The sequence below is a fragment of the Pseudomonas sp. FH1 genome (assembly GCF_000510895.2).
In the GTDB taxonomy this organism is placed as follows: Bacteria; Pseudomonadota; Gammaproteobacteria; order Pseudomonadales; family Pseudomonadaceae; genus Aquipseudomonas; species Aquipseudomonas azotoformans_A.
In genome coordinates this window covers 128,759-145,740 of record NZ_AOHM01000146.1, presented here as the reverse complement: position 1 = coordinate 145,740, position 16,982 = coordinate 128,759, and the positions used below count along the sequence as shown (strand labels likewise).

Sequence of the window (16,982 nt, the reverse complement as noted above, 5' to 3'; positions counted from 1 at the left end):
TAACACTCGCTTCATGGCGTACGTTTTGAGGGAACAAGTCCACCAAAAGGTCTTCGCCCCAACACTCGGCACCTCGCCTAGGCTCGGTGTGCCCGAACGAAGGCTTGAATCCGTGGGCCGCCGCGATGGGCCATCCTTGGCCCAGCGCGGCTAACCCGGCGTCCTGCCGGGTTACCCACGGATTCAAGCCTGCGTTCGGCCAGCGTGTTTGACGGGGCGCCTCAGATCAAGAGCGACTCGCTTCGCATCGTGGGTACGCTTTTTGGTTTCTGTAGATACCGGCTTGCCGGCGAAAAACGTGAGGACGCCGTGTTCAAGCAGTGGTAGGCGAAGGTTTCAGGCACGCGATGGAGCGATCCACCGTCGTTTTGGCCATTTCCAGTAAATGCCACACCGCCAGGATCTTAGCCCGCTCTGGGCTGGGCAACAGCTCGCCGCAATCCAATGCAGTCGCTGAAGCGCTGTCGAGCAAACTGGCGGTGTAGAGCAGGGCGTCTTCGAAGCTGAGGTCTTCGTTGATGGCGTGGACACCCGGTGAAGGCAGGTAATGATCGATGGCGCGGTTGAAGGCGGCGCGGTCTTTGGCGGGGTCACAGGGTGGGTCGGGTAGGGCTTTGTTCATGGTGCAACTCCTATTGAGCAAAGGAGCTACCGCCGACGCTGCTAAACGCGGGTGGCAGCTGTACGCGGGTTAGCAGACCGGTCAATAGGAAAACCAGCGCACCCGAAGGTGCCCCGCGCACAGCCACCATAAACGCAGATGTGAACCGTGTGCCCATTGAAGTCAGGCTGCTAAACCCGATCACTGAAGTTCAGCGACGGAGCGAAGACTAGCCACCGATCCCGGCAGGCACAAGGCGGCGAGGATTGTCTAGGAAACGTCCTTCAATTAAAAGCGACACGCCTTGCTGGCCCTTTACAAACCATGACCAAATGCCATCCACCTCAGTCTGCGTTTAATAAATTCAAGATGCTTACGCGATATCCTGTGGCAAGCGGGCTTGTCGAATCGTCGCACCGCCCGCGTTGGGCTGCGCAGCAGACCCAAAACCAGGCAGCGCGGCCAGATAGGTAAACGATGTCCCCGGTTTGTACCTTCGCCGAGCATTGCCGGATGCCACGCTGAATGCATTCATCAAACTGCCGACAATCGCCTTATAACTCAAAAAAATTCGGCTATGCGATTCAGCTATTGGATTGTTCATGAGGTAATGCATTTAATTCGGGACCTAACTCATTGTTGTTCGGAATAAATCAGCGCCGTAAAGCGTTGTAATGAGTCACCGTTCCGCCTTAGAGATGAGCCATGAGCAACCTCGTTGCCGCCGCGCCCTTGATTCGCTTGCTTGGCCTGTGCAAAACCTTTGATGCCCAACGGGCGCTGGATCAGGTCAGCCTGGATATTTATCCGGGCGAGGGCGTGGCGTTGCTCGGCGCCACGGGGGCGGGCAAATCGACCTTGGTAAAGATCCTCAGCGGCAGCCTGGCGCCGGACACTGGTGAACTGTGGGTCGATGGCCAGCGCCAACGTTTCACCTCGCCGTTGTCGGCGCGCCGGGTTGGCATCGTGGCGGTGCACCAACGCCCCGACGATGGGATCGCCCCCGGCCTGAGTGTGGCCGAGAACTTGTTGCTCGATGAGCTGGGCCAACCCGACGCCGACTTCTTGCTCAACCGCAAAAACCTGCTGCAACGTGCCGAAGCCATCGCCGCCGGGCTGGGCCTGGACCTGCCGCTGCAACACCCGGTCGAACGCCTCGGCCAGGCGGACCGCCAATTGCTGGTGCTGGCCCGCGCCTTTGCACAGCAACCCCGATTCCTGATCCTCGACGAACCCACTGCCGCCCTGTCGGAAACCGACGCCGAACGCTTGCTTGGCCTGATCGACAGCCAGCGCGCACGAGGTGTGGCGATCCTCTACATTTCCCAGCGCCTGTCCGACCTGCAACGGGTCACCAACCGCGCGATTGTGTTGCAGGAAGGACGGCTGACCAGTGACCTCAATACCCGGCACTTGCCAAGTGCCGCGTATACCCTGTTCGGTGATGTGGACGAGCAGCCGGCAGTGATACCGGGCAAGACCTTGCCGGTGCCGTTTCTGGAGCGATTTACCCGCGCTGGGTTCATCCGCAATCGGGCAGAGGGACGGGCGGTGCAGGAGCAGGTCGCAGGGTTGCGAGTGGGCACGGACGAGGCCGGTGTGCCGCGCAAAAGCGGGATCAATCCCGAGAGTTGATTTGCAGGCGTGGGCGAACATCCATCAAACTGACCCGCCCCGTCGCCTCTCGAGAGTCTCGACATGTCTGACACATTGTTACCGCTGGCCTTGCCTGGCGTTGCGCTGAGGCGCTGGCGCCTGCTGCACCGCGTCAAGCAATCCCATGCCGCGCAGGTGTTCGGTGTGACTCAATCGACCATTTCCCGCTGGGAAAGCGGCGTGCAGGCCATGGACCCGGTGGCGCACAAACAGCTTGAGCAATTGCTGGCCGCTCGCCTCGACGCTGCCGCCGATCACGTCCTGGCTCGGCTGGTCAGCGAGAGCCCACGGCCCATGCACCTAGTCTGCGACCTGACCCACCGTCTGCTGGCGTGCTCCCCGAGCCGAGCCGGCGAGTTCACGCGCCCGATCAGTGAGTTGATGGGCTGCTCTCTTTGGCGTTTCGCCACCCCCGAGATCATGCGCAAGGAGCTGGCACTCAACGCATCCGGATGGCGCGAAACCCTGGCACCGCCTGCCGTGGAGTTTTCCACGGGCGCCAATGACTCGCTGCTCGTGCCCATCACGCAAGGTGTTTGCCGCTGGACCCGTATCCCCCTCTCGGACGGAACGGCCGCGCGCCTGGTCGAGACACTCTGACACGGGCGCACGCATATCTTATGCGTGGACGCCGGATAGCCCTGGACCTAGTCTGGCCGCCTGTGCAGTCGCGCAGCACGTCAGTCGACCGAGCCAGAGAACACCATGGACACCGAAGAGATCAAAGGGCGCCTCGCCTTCATTCGCGAGGCGGAAAAACTCAAGGACGTACTCCGCAGCGCCCACACCACCTCAGGGCGCACCGAAAGCACCGCGGAACATAGCTGGCGCCTGTGCCTGATGGCGATGGTTTTCGAGGATCAATTCCGCCATCTAGACAGGCTCAAACTGCTCCAGATGTGCGTCATCCATGACCTGGGAGAGGCCATCCATGGCGACATCCCGGCCATCCACAAAGCGTCATTTCCCGACAAGCGCGAGCAAGAAAGAAAAGACCTTCTACACCTGACCCGCGCCCTCGACGGGCCATTGCAAACGCAGATAATGGCGCTCTGGGAGGACTATGAAGCCGCACAGTCTGCCGAGGCCAAGGCCGTCAAGGCGCTGGACAAACTGGAGACCCTTCTCCAGCACAATCAGGGCAAGAACCCACCCGATTTCGACTATGGATTCAACCTGACCTACGGCAAGGGCTACACGGATGCCGATCCTTTGTTTGAGCGGCTTCGCGGGCTTATTGATGAGGGGACACGGGAGAAGATCGCCGCGTGTGACTCGGCGGCTTTTGCTGATCGAGCGTAGTCAGGTCACCTCTGACCAATACCGCTTGTCGTTTTTTCTGAAAAAAACAATCCAGCAGCGCGGAACTTGTTAATTAATGAGGTCTTTGATTGTTTTTGTAATGTGAGCAATAAGTCACTCACGCTGTTGAAGAATGTGATGTTCGGGTGGCGTCCTCGAAAGAGGAAGGTTGTCGTATTCAATTGCCGAATATCTGATTTTTATGAGTGAAATTTCTCATAGTTACGAGTCTATTAAAAGTAGAACATCTTGAATGTTTTTCCAAATGCGCTAAGTTTTGATGGAAAGTCGGTCACGCTTCCTGCGAGGTAAGCCATGAACGGTTATCCACTGTCCAAATCCTTTTTACTGGCCGCATTGTTTATAAAGGAACAGTTAAAGGAACCTGTTGCACTGTTCTGGATGGTGGTCTCTCCGGCGGTAACATTTTATCTAATCGCCTATGCGAGAACGTCCAATGATGATCGAACGATCAGTTATCTCGCCGTTACGTCATGGTTCTATGCCTTTATCGCCTGTAGCGTGGCGTTTTTTGGCCTGGCGTTTTATATCGTAGGGCGAAGAGAAAGTGGCTTTTTGCGCTCTTTTGTCTACACGACACCGACCAAGCTCATCTTTCTATTTGGGCAGTTTTTTGCCTACTCCATCTTGTCGATAGTTTATTGCGTGGTTTTCTACGGTCTGACGAAATTTTATTTTGGACCGGGGGTGGAAGTTTTGGATGTGCTGGATATTGTGTTGAGATTTTATATCTGCTTCATCTTGTTTTCCATATTTTCGCTGTTGCTTACATTGGTTCCGCTAAGTTTTCAAAATGCCAGCACCGTATTTTCTGTCTTGTTATGTTTGATGTTGGCGCTTGGAATTGTGAGCGTCAGTTCATCTCATACTGCCCTCCAGCTCATAAAAATTTTAAATCCTATGGGGTGGGCTAATCAAATAATGGTGGAGGGAGTCGCGGAGTCGATAGACATCGTGTTGGTTGTCATGGCGGCCTTTTCTATCTCCTTTGGCGTGACCTTTCGATTATTGCTCATCAACCCAGTATGGAGCCGATACTGATGAAGAAACTTATCGTCAGCTCACTCGGGGTCAGTTACCCAGGCCATGTACTGTTCAGCAACGCTTCTCTGACAGTCGCAGCCGGCTCCATATCAGGCCTTCTCGGCCCAAACGGCTCCGGCAAGACCACTTTTTTTGATGTGCTGTGCGGCCTGAAGAAAATAGAGGGCGGTGAGGTAAACAGCTCTTTCTCCAAGCTGCTGTACCTGTCGCAGATCATCAGCACGCCGCCTGTATTTCGCATGTTCGACATCTTCAAAATGGCCATGCTGTTTTGCTCCGACACCAAGGTTACCCAACAACATGCACTCGATAAAATCGAAAAATGGAGCCCCGGCATCGCGGAGCGTTACTGCGAGATCTGGAACAAAAAGTCCGCACTCTGCAGTTATGGGGAAAAGCGTTGGTTTTTTACGTTGTCCCTGCTCTGCGCCAACGCGGACCTGGTGATACTGGATGAACCTACGGCGGGTGTGGATCCCGAGTTTCGTTATCACATCTGGCGTTGTTTGGAGGGGGCAGCGGCAGAGGGTGTCGCGGTGTTGGTTTCATCGCACAACGTCGATGAAATCGTCGCCCATTGCGATGATTTTTACATGCTGAGTCAAAGGCGATTCAACCGTTTTACTGATGCCCAAGGCTTCATGCACGCCTACGACGCCCAAAGCCTAGATGAGGCATTTATCCACGCCGCCAGTCTGCCAAAAGGATAAGGCCGCCTTCTATTTAGGCTGGGGAATGAACGCCACGCTCCCATCCTCACGCTTGTGAAACCACCGCTCGCCATTATCCGGCTGGGTGCCAATCACCCGATGATCCTTGCCCAGATAAGCCAGTGGCGCGGGATCGTCCTTGGCGTACTGCGCGACAATAATGGTGCGTTGCGGGTCGAAGGTCTTGCCGCTGGTTTTTTCCAGCCAGGCCAGGAACGCCGCGCTATCGCCCTGGCGGGGAAAGTCCTGGGTTTCGGCCACGTAGTAGAACGGCTTGCCGCCGTTTTGCAGGTACATCGGCACTTTGTTGTCCGCTTCCACCAGCACGAGTTGCCATTGCTCCCACGGCGCGATTTGGGTCGCTTCGGTTCGCACGTCTTCGGCAAAGCGGGTCACGCCGCCGTTGCTGTTGCTCCAGGGGTAGGCCACGCCGAGTATCAACAGCATCAGCGCGGCGGCGATGGCAAAGCCTTTGAACCAGCGTGACTGGCTGGCTGGCCGTGCCCGCAGGCGTTCGCTGACCCACCAGGCGCCGAGCAGTTGGGCGAAGGGCACCAATGGCAGTACGTAGTAGCTGCGTCGACTGCCGCTGGCGGTGAAGAACACGAACAACAGGCCCAGGCCCCACACCAGCCAACGCACGTTCGGCGGCGTGTGGCGCCAGTGCCGCAGCGCCAGCCACAGGCCGAGCAGCCAGCACGGCACCCAGGGCAGGGTGTAGGCGGGCAGGTAGATCAGGTAGGTGTAGATCGGGCCCATATGGTCGAACGGGTCGAAAAAGCGCACCACGTTTTCGCGGAACACCAACGCCAGGCCGCTGCTGCCATAGCTAGGGGCACCGTAGACATGGGACAGCACGAAGGGCACGGCATAAACCGCCGCAGCGATCAGCAAGGCACACACCAGGCGCAGGTTGAGGTGGCGCTTGTAGCGATGTTCCGCCAGCAGGTGTGGCAGCAGCACCAGGCCGGGCAGCACAAAGCCGATCAGCCCTTTGAACAGCGATGTCACGGCCAGCAGCAGGAAGAACACCGTGTAGCGACCCAGCCGCGTGTCCTCCGGCCCGCGCCAGTACCACCACACCGCCGCCAGCACACCACACACCGTCAGCACGTCGGCCGTGGCCACGCGCGCCCAGAACAGGAAGTAGAAGGTGGTGGCGAGCATCCAACCGGCAATCAGCCCGGTGCCCTTGCGCAGCAGTTGTTCGCCGATCAGGTAGACCAGCCACACGCTCAGCCAGGCGCCGATCACGGACGGCAAGCGCAGTGACCAGGGACCGAGGCTACCCAGCAAGTGGGCACTGGCGGTGATCAGCCAGTAGGAGGGCAGGGGTTTGTCGTAATAGGGCGCGCCCTTGAGGTAGGGATCGAAATAGTCGCCGCTCTGCAGCATCTGCAAGGCGATGTTCGCCCAACGGGTTTCCGGGCCCCACAGGTCGCGTGCGCTCAGGCCGGTCAGCAGCAGCACGGCGGTGACGCCCAGCAACAGCAGCAGGGCGCCGCGTTCGGTCTTCCAGAAAGCCGCCATCACGGCGATTTCGGGTAGATGATCAGTTCGAGGGAACCCTTGTAGTAGCGTTTGCCTCCGGGCGGCAGTTGCCCGGCTTCGCGCATTTCACTGGTGCTGTTGACGCGCATCAGTACGCCGACCGAGCCGAGTTGGCGCTGTTCCTTGAGCCAGGCCTGCACCTCTTCCAATTCCACTTTGCGGTGCACCGAACCTGCGTACTGCAAGCCATAACGCAGCTCGCCCTCGGTGTCGTACAGCGCCACTTCCGGGCGTTTCAGGCGCCAGGCCAAGGCACTGGCATTCCCCAGTTCGTTGCTCAGCAGGGCTTGGGTCTGTTGCAGTTCTTCCAGGTGTTCGAGCACAAACTGGTCGGGCATTTCGTTGTCCGCGATCCACTCCGGCATGCTCGCCGGCAGCAGGATCACCAGCAGGCCGATGCCCAGCGCTGGCATCGCCCACAGCGTCAGCGGGCGGAAGGCTTGCAGCAGGTTGGTGAGGATCCACCCCAGCAACACGATAAACGCCAGGGACAGGCTGAACATCTCTGCATGGCTGTTGCTGTACAAGGGTCGGGCGATTTGCAGGTAGATCAGCACGATCATGGCCGCCATGCCGATCACGAAGTTGAGCAGGCCGTTGAGGCAGATCGTGCGGGCTTTATGCCGGTTGATCAGGTCGACCAGTGTATGCCCCATCAACAAGGCCAGGGGCAGCAGGCACGGCATGATGTAGGTCGGCAGCTTGCCGTTGCTCAGGCTGAAGAAACCCAGCGGCAACAGCAGCCACAGGGCCAGGAAGGCGATGGCCGGTTGGCGCTTTTCCTGCCAGGTCTTGCGCAGGGTGCTCGGCAGCAACCCTGCCCAAGGCAGACACGCTACCGCGATGATCGGCAGGAAGAACCACCACGGCCGCACGTGTTGCGCGTTGTCGGCGCTGAAGCGGCGGATGTGTTCATTCCAGAAAAAGAAGCGCCAGAAGTCCGGTTCCTGCAGATGGATCGCCAGCGCCCAAGGCAGGCACACCAACAAGCACACCAGCATGGCCAGCGGGCCATAGCGCAGCAGTTCGCCCAGGCGGCGTTGCCAGAGCATGTAAGGCACGGCGATCAACACCGGCAACGCCAGGGCCAGGAACCCCTTGGTCAGGAAACCCAGGGCGCAGGCCAGGCCCACGACGGTCCACGCCCAAAGACGGCCGCGTACTGTGTGGCTGTCGAGGGCAAACCACAGGGCCACCAGGCTCAGGTTGACCCACAGGGTGAATTGCGGATCCAGGTTGGAGTAGCCCGCTTGCCCGGCCACCAGGCCGAAGCTCAGGTAGAGCAGGGCGCAGGCGAAGCTTTTGCGCGGGTCATTCCACAGGCGGCGGGCCATCAGGTAGGCCAACAGCACGCTCAAGCCGGTCGTAAGCGCTGAGGCGATGCGCACGCCGAACAGGTTCTGGCCGAACACCGCTTGGCCCAAGGCGATCAACCAATAGCCGCCAGCGGGTTTTTCAAAATAGCGGATGCCCATGAAATGCGGCGCTACCCAGTTGCCGCTCTGGAGCATTTCCTGGCTGATCTGGGCGTAGCGGGTTTCGTCCGGGATCCACAAGCCGTGCAGACCCAGGGGCAACAGGTAAAACGCGACAAAGGCCAGTAATAACAGTGGCAGAGGTTTTAATCGAGTCATGCAAACGTCGCTCCCTGACGTTTAGTTGTGGGAGTTTCAAGTAATGAAGTAATAGAAGAAAAAGTCACAGCGTTCACTGAATTACGGAAAATAGTCCTGATGTCCTTAGTTAAAAGGCGCAACTAAACATGCCAGAGCAGGGCTGTCTTTTTGCTGAACAAATGGACAGGAAAATGTTTAAAGTTGTTTTAACGCGGCCGGCCAGTCCGGGCCATTGACGATGCCCAGCGTCTTGAATTTGCCGTTGGGCAAGACCTGCACGAACAAGGCGCTGCCGTATTTGGGGAAGGCGGCATGGGGAAAGCCCAGGGTGCTTTCGAAGTCGGCAATGCAGCCGCTGTGGGTGACGAAGACCAGGTTGCGTCCGGGGGTTTTGTGGCTGAGCAACTCTTCGCCCATCGCCGCACCGCAGACGGCTTGCTGGCCAGAAGTCAGTTCGTTTTTACCAAACATGAAGCGCAAGGTCTGGGCGGTGCGGATGGCCGGGCTGGCCAGCACGTCGCTTCCGTCCATGCCCAGTGTTTTAAAGGCTTTGCCCAGGGTTTCGGCGTTCTGGCTGCCGTTGATCGTCAGGCCCTCCACGGGACCCAGGCAAGGGTTGGTCGAGCGGTCGCAACGCTCTTCGTGGCGTACCAGCACGATCAGGTCACCGTCGCGCCAGAGGGGCAGCACGTGGGAAGTAAGCAGGCGGTTGCCGACGCCGAGGTCCTTGGGTGACGCGTGCCAGAGCAGGCTGGCGGCGAACAGCAAACCCACCACCAGGAGCCCCAGCCACAGGCGTCGCAGGCGCTTGATAAAGGCCCATCGCGAGCGCGGTTTGGTCAGGGTAAGGTCAACCACTTCATTCACCATGGGCAGTGTTGGCAATGTTTTATTAATTAGGCGCAACGTGTTGGCGTATGCCCACAGTGAAGCCAGAGGCTGTCACAGGGAGGCTGTCTTTTCGCTGAACATGTTGCGGTTAAAAAGTTGTCAGGCATGGCAACTAACAAGTTGCCGACGAATGACCCATGGCCGGTAATCTAGAGTGCGTGGGGTGGTTAGCCGGTGAAATCCATGTGAAAAATTTGCATGGCCTGGATCGCCAGCCGTTATTCTCGATTGCCACCCCTCAAACGAGTGTTCTCATGCTGCAAGTGCAAGGTGTGTTCAAAAGCTATGCCACCCCCCAAGGGCCGTTGGCGGTGTTGGCCGGAGTGGACCTGCACCTGGCCGAGCGCAGCAGCCTGGCGTTGATGGGCGAGTCGGGCAGCGGCAAGAGCACTTTGCTGCATCTGGTGGCCGGCCTGGATCGGGTGGACGGTGGCAGCATCCAGGTCGGCGAGCAGCGCCTCGACCAACTCAGCGAAGCGCAACTGGCCCATTGGCGGCGCACGGAGATCGGGCTGGTGTTCCAGCAGTTCAACCTGATCGGCAGCCTGCGGGTCGAGGACAACCTGGCGTTCCAGGCGCGGTTGGCCGGGCGGTTTGATCCGCAGTGGCAGGCACAGTTGGTGGAGCGCCTGGGCCTGGGTGATCTGCTCAAGCGTTATCCGGAACAGCTTTCCGGCGGTCAGCAGCAACGGGTCGCGGTGGGGCGCGCGTTGGCGTCAAGGCCGCGTCTGTTATTGGCCGACGAACCCACCGGCAACCTCGACGAAGCCACCAGCGACGAGGTGTTACAACTGCTGCTGGACCTGTTGCGCGACAGTCCTACCAGCTTGTTGATGGTCACCCATAGCCCACGCATCGCCGCACGCCTGGACCGGCAGGTGGTGTTGCATCGCGGCCATGTCGTGCCCGCGAGCGCTGTTTGAAATGGCAGTTTTTTATTGGACCTTGCGCGCGCTGCTCAGCCACTGGCGGCGCCATCCGGTGCAGTTCTGCAGCGTGCTCACCGGTTTGTGGCTGGCCACCGCGCTGCTGATCGGCGTGCAGGCCCTCAACAGCCAGGCACGCGACAGCTATGCCCGCGCCAGCCAGTTGATCGGCGGCGAACCCCAGGCCAGCCTCGGCGCGGCGGACGGCGCCAGTTTCCCCCAAGCCGTTTTTGCCCAGTTGCGTCGAGCCGGCTGGCCGGTGTCGCCGGTGGTTCAAGGGCGGGTGCAGCTCAAGGGGCGGGAGGAGGTGCGCCTGCAATTGATGGGCATCGACCCGGTGTCGTTGCCCGGCAGTGGCGCGGTGGCGGGGCAGCGTTTGAGCCAGGCGCAGATGCTGATGTTTTTCGAACCGCCGGGGCGTACGTGGATTGCGCCGCAGACCTTGCAAGCCTTGGGGCTGCATGAAGGTCAGCAGCCCATCACCCTGAACGGCCACACCCTGCCGCCGCTGCAAACCCAGGCCGATATGGCCCCCGGACTGTTGCTCACCGATATCGGCTTTGCCCAGCCTGTGCTGGAGATGCCTGAGCGTCTGTCGCGGCTGTTAGTGGACAAGGCTTTCGCCGCTGGCCAGCCCACGCCGCCCGCCGGGCTGCAACTCAAGCAAGGCGAGGACAACAACCTCGCGCGCCTCACCGAAAGCTTTCACCTGAACCTCGATGCATTGGGCTTTCTGTCCTTTGTGGTCGGGTTGTTTATCGTGCACGCTGCCATTGGCCTCGCCCTGGAGCAACGGCGCGGGCTGTTGCGCACCTTGCGTGCCTGCGGCGTCAGTGTGCGTCTGTTGATCGTCAGCCTGGGCGTCGAACTCGGTGTGCTTTCGTTGCTGGGTGGCGTGCTCGGCGTGGCCAGCGGCTACCTGTTGGCCAGCCTGTTGCTGCCGGATGTCGCCGCCAGCCTGCGTGGTTTGTATGGCGCCGAGGTGCCGGGGCAGTTGAGCCTGAGCCCTTGGTGGTGGGGCGCCGGGTTGGGCTTGAGTTTGCTCGGCGCGTTGCTGGCCGGTGCCAGCAGCCTGTGGCGGGCGGCGCGCTTGCCCTTGTTGGCGCTGGCCAACGCGCAGGCCTGGCATGAGGCCCATGGGCGTTGGTTACGGCTGCAAGGGTGGGTGGCCGCTGCCGCGCTGGTGATCACCGCGCTGGCGCTGGGGTTCGGTGATAGCCTGGCTGCCGGCTTCGTGCTGATGGCTGCGTTACTGCTCGGCGCGGCCCTGGGTTTGCCGGTGGTGCTCAATGCTGTGCTCAAGGCCTTCCTGGGACGCAGCCGTTCGGTGCTGGGCCAGTGGTTTCTGGCTGATTGCCGTCAGCAATTGCCGGCGTTGAGCCTGGCCCTGATGGCGCTGCTGTTGGCCCTGGCCGCGAATATCGGGGCAGGCTCCATGACGTCGGGGTTTCGTCATACGTTCAACAACTGGCTGGAGCAGCGTCTGACTGCCGAGCTGTACCTCAACCCACAAAACCCGGCCCAGGCCGAGCAACTGAGCCGATGGTTGGCGCAAGAACCGCGGGTGCAGGCGGTGTTGCCCACCTGGCAAGTCGCGGTGCAATTGCAGGGCTGGCCGGCGGATCTGTTTGGCGTGGTCGACGACCCGACTTATCGCCAGCATTGGCCGCTGTTGGAGGCGTCGAGCGAGCCGTGGGACCAGTTGCAGCAAGGCGACACGCTGATGCTCAGCGAGCAACTGGCACGTAGGCTGGCGGTGAAGTTGGGCGATACCCTGAGCATCCCGACGCCTCAGGGCACCTGGACGCCGAAAATAGTCGGGATCTACGCCGATTACGGCAACCCCAAGGGCCATATTCTGGTCAATTCCAAGCACCTGCTGACCCATTGGCCGACGCTGTCACCGGCGCGTTTCAACCTGCGGGTGTCACCGGCAGACGTGGCACCGCTGACGCGTGAGGTGCAACGCGCCTTTGCCCTGGAAGACAGCCGTATCGTCGATCAACAGCAACTCAAAGGCTGGTCGAGCCAGGTGTTCGAACGCACCTTTGCCGCCGCTGCCGCGCTGAACAGCCTGACGCTGGGCGTGGCCGGTGTGGCGCTGTTCATCAGCCTGTTGACCCAGAGCCAGAGTCGCCTGGGCCAACTCGCGCCGCTGTGGGCATTGGGCGTCACGCGTCGGCAATTGATGCTGCTCAACCTTGGCCAGACCTGGCTGCTGGCGGTACTCACGTTGGTCTTGGCCTTGCCGCTCGGCTTGCTGTTGGCCTGGTGCCTGGACGCGGTGATCAATGTGCAGGCCTTTGGCTGGCGCCTGCCGCTACAGGTGTTCCCGTGGCAACTCGCGCAATTGCTCGGGTTGGCGATGCTCGCGACCTTGCTGGCCTCGGCATGGCCGTTGTGGCAGTTGTATCGCAGTCGTCCGGCGGATTTGTTGAGGACGTTTGCCAATGAAGATTAAGTGGCTGTTGTGGATGTGCTGCTTACTGGTCGCTTGTGACAAAGTCCCTGAGCCGCAGGAAAGCTTCGCCGGCCTGGGCAGTGACGCGGCGGACTTTGCCCAAGTGGTGCCCGGCAAAGTGTTCAGTTTTCCCGACGACCATGGCCCCCATCCAGGCTTTCGTATCGAGTGGTGGTACGTCACCGCCAACCTCAAGGACGCGCAGGGCAATGTCTTCGGCGTGCAGTGGACCTTGTTCCGCAATGCGCTCAAGGCCGGGCCGACCGAGGCGGGCTGGCGCGATTCGACGATCTGGCTTGGCCACGCCGCCGTGACGTCCGCCACTCACCACTATGCCGCCGAACGCTTTGCGCGCGGCGGCGTGGGCCAGGCCGGAGCCCAGGCGCAGCCGTTCAATGCCTGGATCGACGATTGGAATTTCGTCACCCGTCCCGGCGCCGTAAGCAGCCTGGCCGACATGCAACTCAAGGTCAGTGGTGCGCAATTCGCCTATGACCTGCACCTGACCTCCAGTCGCCCATTGGTGTTGCAGGGTGACGAGGGCTACAGCCGCAAGTCCGACCTGGGCCAGGCGTCGTACTACTACAGCCAGCCGTTTTTCAGTGCCCGTGGCAGCGTCACTGTCGATGGCAAGGTCTATCAAGTCACCGGCCCAGCCTGGCTCGACCGTGAGTGGAGCAGCCAACCCCTGAGCGCCAGCCAGACCGGCTGGGACTGGTTTTCCCTGCACCTGGACCGGGGCGAGCAGCTGATGCTGTTTCGGGTACGGCAAGCCGACGGCACCGGGTACCTCACGGGGACCTGGATCGATGCGCAAGGCCAGACGCAGACGCTGCACAACGCCGATATCCAACTGGTGCCGTTGGAAACCACCACGATTGACGGTCGCAAGATTCCCACGCGCTGGTCGCTGAAAATCCCCGGCAAACAGCTGGACATCACCACCCAAGCCGTCAACCCGAACGCCTGGATGAGCCTGAGTATTCCGTACTGGGAAGGGCCGGTGCGGTTTGACGGTGGGGTGGGTTACCTGGAAATGACCGGGTATTAGGGCGGTTTCTGTAGGCTCTATTTCACCGCTGCGTAGGCAGCTTCCCAAATGTAAAGCGACCCCCCTGGACTTGTGTCCGGGGCGCAGGCGCTTGCTTATATTCCGACGCCATCTCAATTGCATCCTGGATGTGGGGCATGGCGCAGAGCTTTATCAACGACCGCGCAACGGACTACCTAAGCCTCAAATTCCGATTGATGGGCGGCGGGCTGAGCCGGCCGCGCTCGGATCATTTTGATGTGCTGAATAGGCACCTGCGGCCCGGCTTGGTGGCACCGGGGCAACTGGTGATTATTCCCGACAGCCACAGCCTGAATTGCTCGGTCGAGGAAGCGTGGTTGATGCGCCATGCCGAGGAAGTCCGTCGTCACCTGACACTGAATGCGGCGACGGGTACGGCACTGCTCGGCAACTATGACTTGCTGCAGAGTTTCATGGCCAATGGCTCGATTGGCGTGGGTAGTGCGACTTCGGCCTGGGCGCGGCACCTGAATGAAGTGGCGCAAACGTTGGAAAACATCGAGCGGCTGCATCAGCGGTTGAAAGACGGCGGATTGGACAGGGCGGCGTTTATCCAGCAGCGCCAGGCAGTGTTTCGGCGCTTGGAGGGGCAATTGCAAGGGGCTGCACGGATGGGCACGGGATTGCAGGGTAATGCGTCGTTGAAGAAGGTGTTGGGGATTTCGACGAGGAGCTATTTGCACAAGGGGGAGATTGCGGGGTATGCGCAGCGGATGCGGGAGATGGCGCAAATGTCGAAGTGGTTGGGCAACGGGACGTATGTAGGGTTGGCGTTGGATGTGGGGGTAGCAGGGTTGGAGATCAAGGAGGCGTGTGTGACGGGGAGGGAGGCGCAGTGTAGACGGGCGAAGTATGTGGAGACGGGGAGGTTGGTGGGGTCAGTGGCGGGAGCCGCAGTCGGGGGAAAGTATGGTGCCAAACTCGCGATTCGAAGCTGTCGCATGCTTTTCGGTATTGCGATGAAGGGACGCGGCGAGATTGCGTGCGCAATTATTGGCGGCGCGGCGGGTGGGCAGACCGTAGGTAATGCTCTTGGTCATGAAGGTGCCTTATTGGGTGGAGAGATCCAAGAGGCCAACGGGGATGTGATTTTTGTGCCGGAGGGAGCTTGACTGTGTCGTTTTTTCTTGTCTTCACCATTGTGCATTTTACCGGGGCGTTTGTCGTTTTGGGGCTCGGTTTTTTTGCCGAATATACAAAGCTCGACGAAGTGGAGAGTTACTTCCGCCAAAACGAAATGGTCTGCGGCAATAAGCGATTTTGGAGCCGAAACCGGTGGATCGACAGGCAATATCGCATGATGCTTATTGCTGAGTTACTTTCAGATTCAAAGCGCCATCTGAAGGCAGGGTTGGTGACTGAGGCCGAACTGGCTTCTGTTCCTTTATCGCTTAAGCGCTGGGTGGTTTGGCCCTATTACCTTGGGTTCATTTGGTTGATTGCAACAGCTGTTTGGGTCTTCTGGCGCTGGTGGTGCGACATCTCGATGCCATAGGAATGATTTTTTCATAAAAAATACTGTACATACATACAGTCATGTCCTACATTCCATCCCAGGTGACCGGATGTCACCTGACCTTCAGTTTTTAACTATGGATGGATAAAAAATGAAATCGAAAAAAGCCTTTATGCTGGGCGCGGCCATGGCGGCCTCCTGCTTCGTTTCGGCCTTTGCCCTGGCCGAGCAATACCCTCATCTGGCTGCGCAAGCGCCGCAACCGACGATCAAGCAATCCTTGAAAACCGGCGGAAAAATCCCGGCCACCCAGGCGTCCGCAGCACTGAAGCAGCAGCTTCAAGCAGGCGCTCAGCAGAAAAAGCCGGCGTTTGCCGCGAAGGCCCAGGCCGACTCTGTGGTGGAAGACCACGCCGCGCCTGCGCCAGTAACCCAGGTCAAGAAAGCGGACGCTCAGCAACGCGCCGCCGTTCAGGCTGCACTGGTGCAGGGCTGTGAGACCACGCTGGATGTGAACCTGCTCTACACGATCAATGGCGTACAAACCGGCGACCTGCTGTGCTACCACTTCAACCTGCCGAAGAAGGCACGCATCAACGCACTGTTGGTAGGCCAGACAGCAGGCACCGACATGTCGTTGAGCCTGTTCCAGGACGATGGTCAAGGCAACCCGCTCCCCCTGGGCACGTCCAACAATCCGGGCACCGCGGACGAAAGCCTCAGCGGCGTTGTGCCAGCCGGTGACTACTACTGGTTCATGGAAGCCAATGCGGCCGTGCAGGGTTCGAGCTTCCAGTTCGGTGTAGCGGTGGACGACAATATTGACGCCTACGAACCCAACGACACGCCGGATACCGCGTTCCAGCTGCCGGACACCCTGAACTACATCAAGGGCAATGCCGACAGCCTCAATGACGTCGATTACTTTGACTTCAAAGCCGTACGCGGCCAGAGCGTCGGTATCGCACTCACGGCCGATACTGCCAGTGGCAGTACCCGCAACAAGTGGATCCTTGAGCGTTTCGATGGTAACCAGTGGGTCACCGTAGGGGCCAACGTGGTGTCGACGTCGATCCCAAGCCCCGGTGTGGGCGGTGTGGTCAAGGTGCGCGTTCGCCCGAATCAACACCCGAACGAGCCGTGGAGCGCAACGGGCAAATACAACCTGTCGTTTGGTTCCAACCCGCGGGTGAACGACCCTGACGTGAAGGGCGAAAGCAATGTGTTGCGTATCCCTTACTCCGCTTCCAACGTGGGTTATGGCTACATGACCACCCAGGCCTACCGCGACCTGACCTGGACCATGGGCCTTTCGGACAGCACTGGCGCACCGTTGGTGGGGCTGCACCCGATTGTCTACCTGGACCAGCACATCGATCCGAACACCGGCAGTATCGTCTACAAAGGGTATTCGGCGGCCACCAACAGTGCTGGCCTGGCCGGGGGCACGATCAATGCGGGCACCTGCTTCGGTGACTTCCAGACCACGTTCGTCGATTACGCCCAGGGCTATAAGAACACCTGGCGTACCGACTTCAACTACGGCGTGTGGCGCATGGAAGTGCTGGAATACCCAGGTATCGGCGTCGGTGGTGATAACACGGAGTTCGTCAGCTTTGGCCACCTGTGCAAACAGACCTTGCTGAGCAGCACCAAGAGCTAAACACGTTTAACC

At 59.8% G+C, this 16,982-nt stretch carries 16 protein-coding genes; 11 read left to right on the top strand and 5 right to left on the bottom strand.

Annotated elements, in window-relative coordinates:
• Positions 1-313: 313 nt before the first annotated feature.
• The gene (locus tag H096_RS32495; RefSeq protein ID WP_033903317.1) at positions 314-622 is read right to left on the bottom strand and encodes a hypothetical protein; all 309 of its coding nucleotides are present in this window, start codon (positions 620-622) and stop codon (positions 314-316) included.
• Positions 623-974: 352 nt separating this feature from the next.
• On the bottom strand, positions 975-1,205 hold the full coding sequence (locus H096_RS34080; RefSeq protein ID WP_156487834.1) for a hypothetical protein: 231 nt from the start codon (positions 1,203-1,205) through the stop codon (positions 975-977).
• 101 nt (positions 1,206-1,306) lie between these two features.
• On the opposite strand from H096_RS34080, the gene H096_RS32490 reads away from it, so the two are divergent.
• The 5 genes from H096_RS32490 (at position 1,307) to H096_RS32470 (ending at position 5,334) form a co-directional block, all read left to right on the top strand.
• Positions 1,307-2,236: an ATP-binding cassette domain-containing protein gene (locus H096_RS32490; protein ID WP_033903316.1), complete on the top strand. Its 930-nt coding sequence runs from the start codon at positions 1,307-1,309 to the stop codon at positions 2,234-2,236.
• A gap of 63 nt (positions 2,237-2,299) precedes the next feature.
• Positions 2,300-2,857: a helix-turn-helix transcriptional regulator gene (locus H096_RS32485; protein ID WP_033903315.1), complete on the top strand. Its 558-nt coding sequence runs from the start codon at positions 2,300-2,302 to the stop codon at positions 2,855-2,857.
• 105 nt (positions 2,858-2,962) lie between these two features.
• Entirely contained in the window at positions 2,963-3,559 is a 597-nt protein-coding gene (locus H096_RS32480) for an HD domain-containing protein (protein ID WP_033903314.1), read from the top strand.
• Between the two features lie 315 nt (positions 3,560-3,874).
• Positions 3,875-4,621 (top strand): ABC transporter permease, encoded by a 747-nt coding sequence (locus tag H096_RS32475; protein ID WP_033903313.1) that lies wholly within the window; start codon positions 3,875-3,877, stop codon positions 4,619-4,621.
• Positions 4,621-5,334 (top strand): AAA family ATPase, encoded by a 714-nt coding sequence (locus H096_RS32470; RefSeq protein ID WP_033903312.1) that lies wholly within the window; start codon positions 4,621-4,623, stop codon positions 5,332-5,334. The genes H096_RS32475 and H096_RS32470 overlap by 1 nt, the downstream gene beginning before the upstream one ends.
• A 9-nt stretch (positions 5,335-5,343) precedes the next feature.
• On the opposite strand, the gene H096_RS32465 is transcribed toward H096_RS32470, so the two are convergent.
• From H096_RS32465 to H096_RS32455, 3 genes are all read right to left on the bottom strand, one after another.
• On the bottom strand, positions 5,344-6,864 hold the full coding sequence (locus H096_RS32465) for a glycosyltransferase family 39 protein (protein ID WP_033903311.1): 1,521 nt from the start codon (positions 6,862-6,864) through the stop codon (positions 5,344-5,346).
• Positions 6,864-8,519 carry a lipid IV(A) 4-amino-4-deoxy-L-arabinosyltransferase gene (gene arnT, locus H096_RS32460; protein WP_033903310.1) on the bottom strand — a complete coding sequence of 552 codons (1,656 nt, stop codon included), beginning with the start codon at positions 8,517-8,519 and terminating at the stop codon, positions 6,864-6,866. Before arnT ends, H096_RS32465 begins: the two co-directional genes overlap by 1 nt.
• Positions 8,520-8,696: 177 nt before the next feature.
• Positions 8,697-9,371 carry a histidine phosphatase family protein gene (locus H096_RS32455; protein ID WP_033903309.1) on the bottom strand — a complete coding sequence of 225 codons (675 nt, stop codon included), beginning with the start codon at positions 9,369-9,371 and terminating at the stop codon, positions 8,697-8,699.
• Between the two features lie 275 nt (positions 9,372-9,646).
• Between H096_RS32455 and H096_RS32450 the strand changes: the two genes are divergently transcribed.
• The 6 genes from H096_RS32450 (at position 9,647) to H096_RS32425 (ending at position 16,970) form a co-directional block, all read left to right on the top strand.
• Positions 9,647-10,315, top strand: a complete 669-nt coding sequence (locus H096_RS32450; RefSeq protein ID WP_033903308.1) for an ABC transporter ATP-binding protein — start codon at positions 9,647-9,649, stop codon at positions 10,313-10,315.
• A 1-nt stretch (position 10,316) separates the two neighbouring features.
• On the top strand, positions 10,317-12,779 hold the full coding sequence (locus H096_RS32445) for an ABC transporter permease (protein WP_033903307.1): 2,463 nt from the start codon (positions 10,317-10,319) through the stop codon (positions 12,777-12,779).
• A complete protein-coding gene (locus H096_RS32440) occupies positions 12,769-13,830 on the top strand; it encodes a lipocalin-like domain-containing protein (protein WP_033903306.1) in 1,062 nt (353 codons plus the stop codon). The genes H096_RS32445 and H096_RS32440 overlap by 11 nt, the downstream gene beginning before the upstream one ends.
• Positions 13,831-13,967: 137 nt before the next feature.
• Positions 13,968-14,963: a hypothetical protein gene (locus H096_RS32435; protein ID WP_033903305.1), complete on the top strand. Its 996-nt coding sequence runs from the start codon at positions 13,968-13,970 to the stop codon at positions 14,961-14,963.
• Between the two features lie 2 nt (positions 14,964-14,965).
• Complete coding sequence (locus H096_RS32430; RefSeq protein ID WP_033903304.1) at positions 14,966-15,346, top strand: hypothetical protein; 381 nt, start codon at positions 14,966-14,968, stop codon at positions 15,344-15,346.
• 112 nt (positions 15,347-15,458) lie between these two features.
• Positions 15,459-16,970, top strand: coding sequence for a hypothetical protein (locus H096_RS32425; protein WP_033903302.1), 1,512 nt, complete (start codon positions 15,459-15,461; stop codon positions 16,968-16,970).
• Positions 16,971-16,982 lie beyond the last annotated feature (12 nt).

What these genes read in the sequence shown, in the direction of transcription:
- H096_RS32495 (WP_033903317.1), bottom strand. Translation starts at nt 622, where the DNA reads ATGAACAAAGCCCTACCCGACCCACCCTGTGACCCCGCCAAAGACCGC.
- H096_RS34080 (WP_156487834.1), bottom strand. Translation starts at nt 1,205, where the DNA reads ATGAACAATCCAATAGCTGAATCGCATAGCCGAATTTTTTTGAGTTAT.
- H096_RS32490 (WP_033903316.1), top strand. Translation starts at nt 1,307, where the DNA reads ATGAGCAACCTCGTTGCCGCCGCGCCCTTGATTCGCTTGCTTGGCCTG.
- H096_RS32485 (WP_033903315.1), top strand. Translation starts at nt 2,300, where the DNA reads ATGTCTGACACATTGTTACCGCTGGCCTTGCCTGGCGTTGCGCTGAGG.
- H096_RS32480 (WP_033903314.1), top strand. Translation starts at nt 2,963, where the DNA reads ATGGACACCGAAGAGATCAAAGGGCGCCTCGCCTTCATTCGCGAGGCG.
- H096_RS32475 (WP_033903313.1), top strand. Translation starts at nt 3,875, where the DNA reads ATGAACGGTTATCCACTGTCCAAATCCTTTTTACTGGCCGCATTGTTT.
- H096_RS32470 (WP_033903312.1), top strand. Translation starts at nt 4,621, where the DNA reads ATGAAGAAACTTATCGTCAGCTCACTCGGGGTCAGTTACCCAGGCCAT.
- H096_RS32465 (WP_033903311.1), bottom strand. Translation starts at nt 6,864, where the DNA reads ATGGCGGCTTTCTGGAAGACCGAACGCGGCGCCCTGCTGCTGTTGCTG.
- arnT (WP_033903310.1), bottom strand. Translation starts at nt 8,519, where the DNA reads ATGACTCGATTAAAACCTCTGCCACTGTTATTACTGGCCTTTGTCGCG.
- H096_RS32455 (WP_033903309.1), bottom strand. Translation starts at nt 9,371, where the DNA reads ATGGTGAATGAAGTGGTTGACCTTACCCTGACCAAACCGCGCTCGCGA.
- H096_RS32450 (WP_033903308.1), top strand. Translation starts at nt 9,647, where the DNA reads ATGCTGCAAGTGCAAGGTGTGTTCAAAAGCTATGCCACCCCCCAAGGG.
- H096_RS32445 (WP_033903307.1), top strand. Translation starts at nt 10,317, where the DNA reads ATGGCAGTTTTTTATTGGACCTTGCGCGCGCTGCTCAGCCACTGGCGG.
- H096_RS32440 (WP_033903306.1), top strand. Translation starts at nt 12,769, where the DNA reads ATGAAGATTAAGTGGCTGTTGTGGATGTGCTGCTTACTGGTCGCTTGT.
- H096_RS32435 (WP_033903305.1), top strand. Translation starts at nt 13,968, where the DNA reads ATGGCGCAGAGCTTTATCAACGACCGCGCAACGGACTACCTAAGCCTC.
- H096_RS32425 (WP_033903302.1), top strand. Translation starts at nt 15,459, where the DNA reads ATGAAATCGAAAAAAGCCTTTATGCTGGGCGCGGCCATGGCGGCCTCC.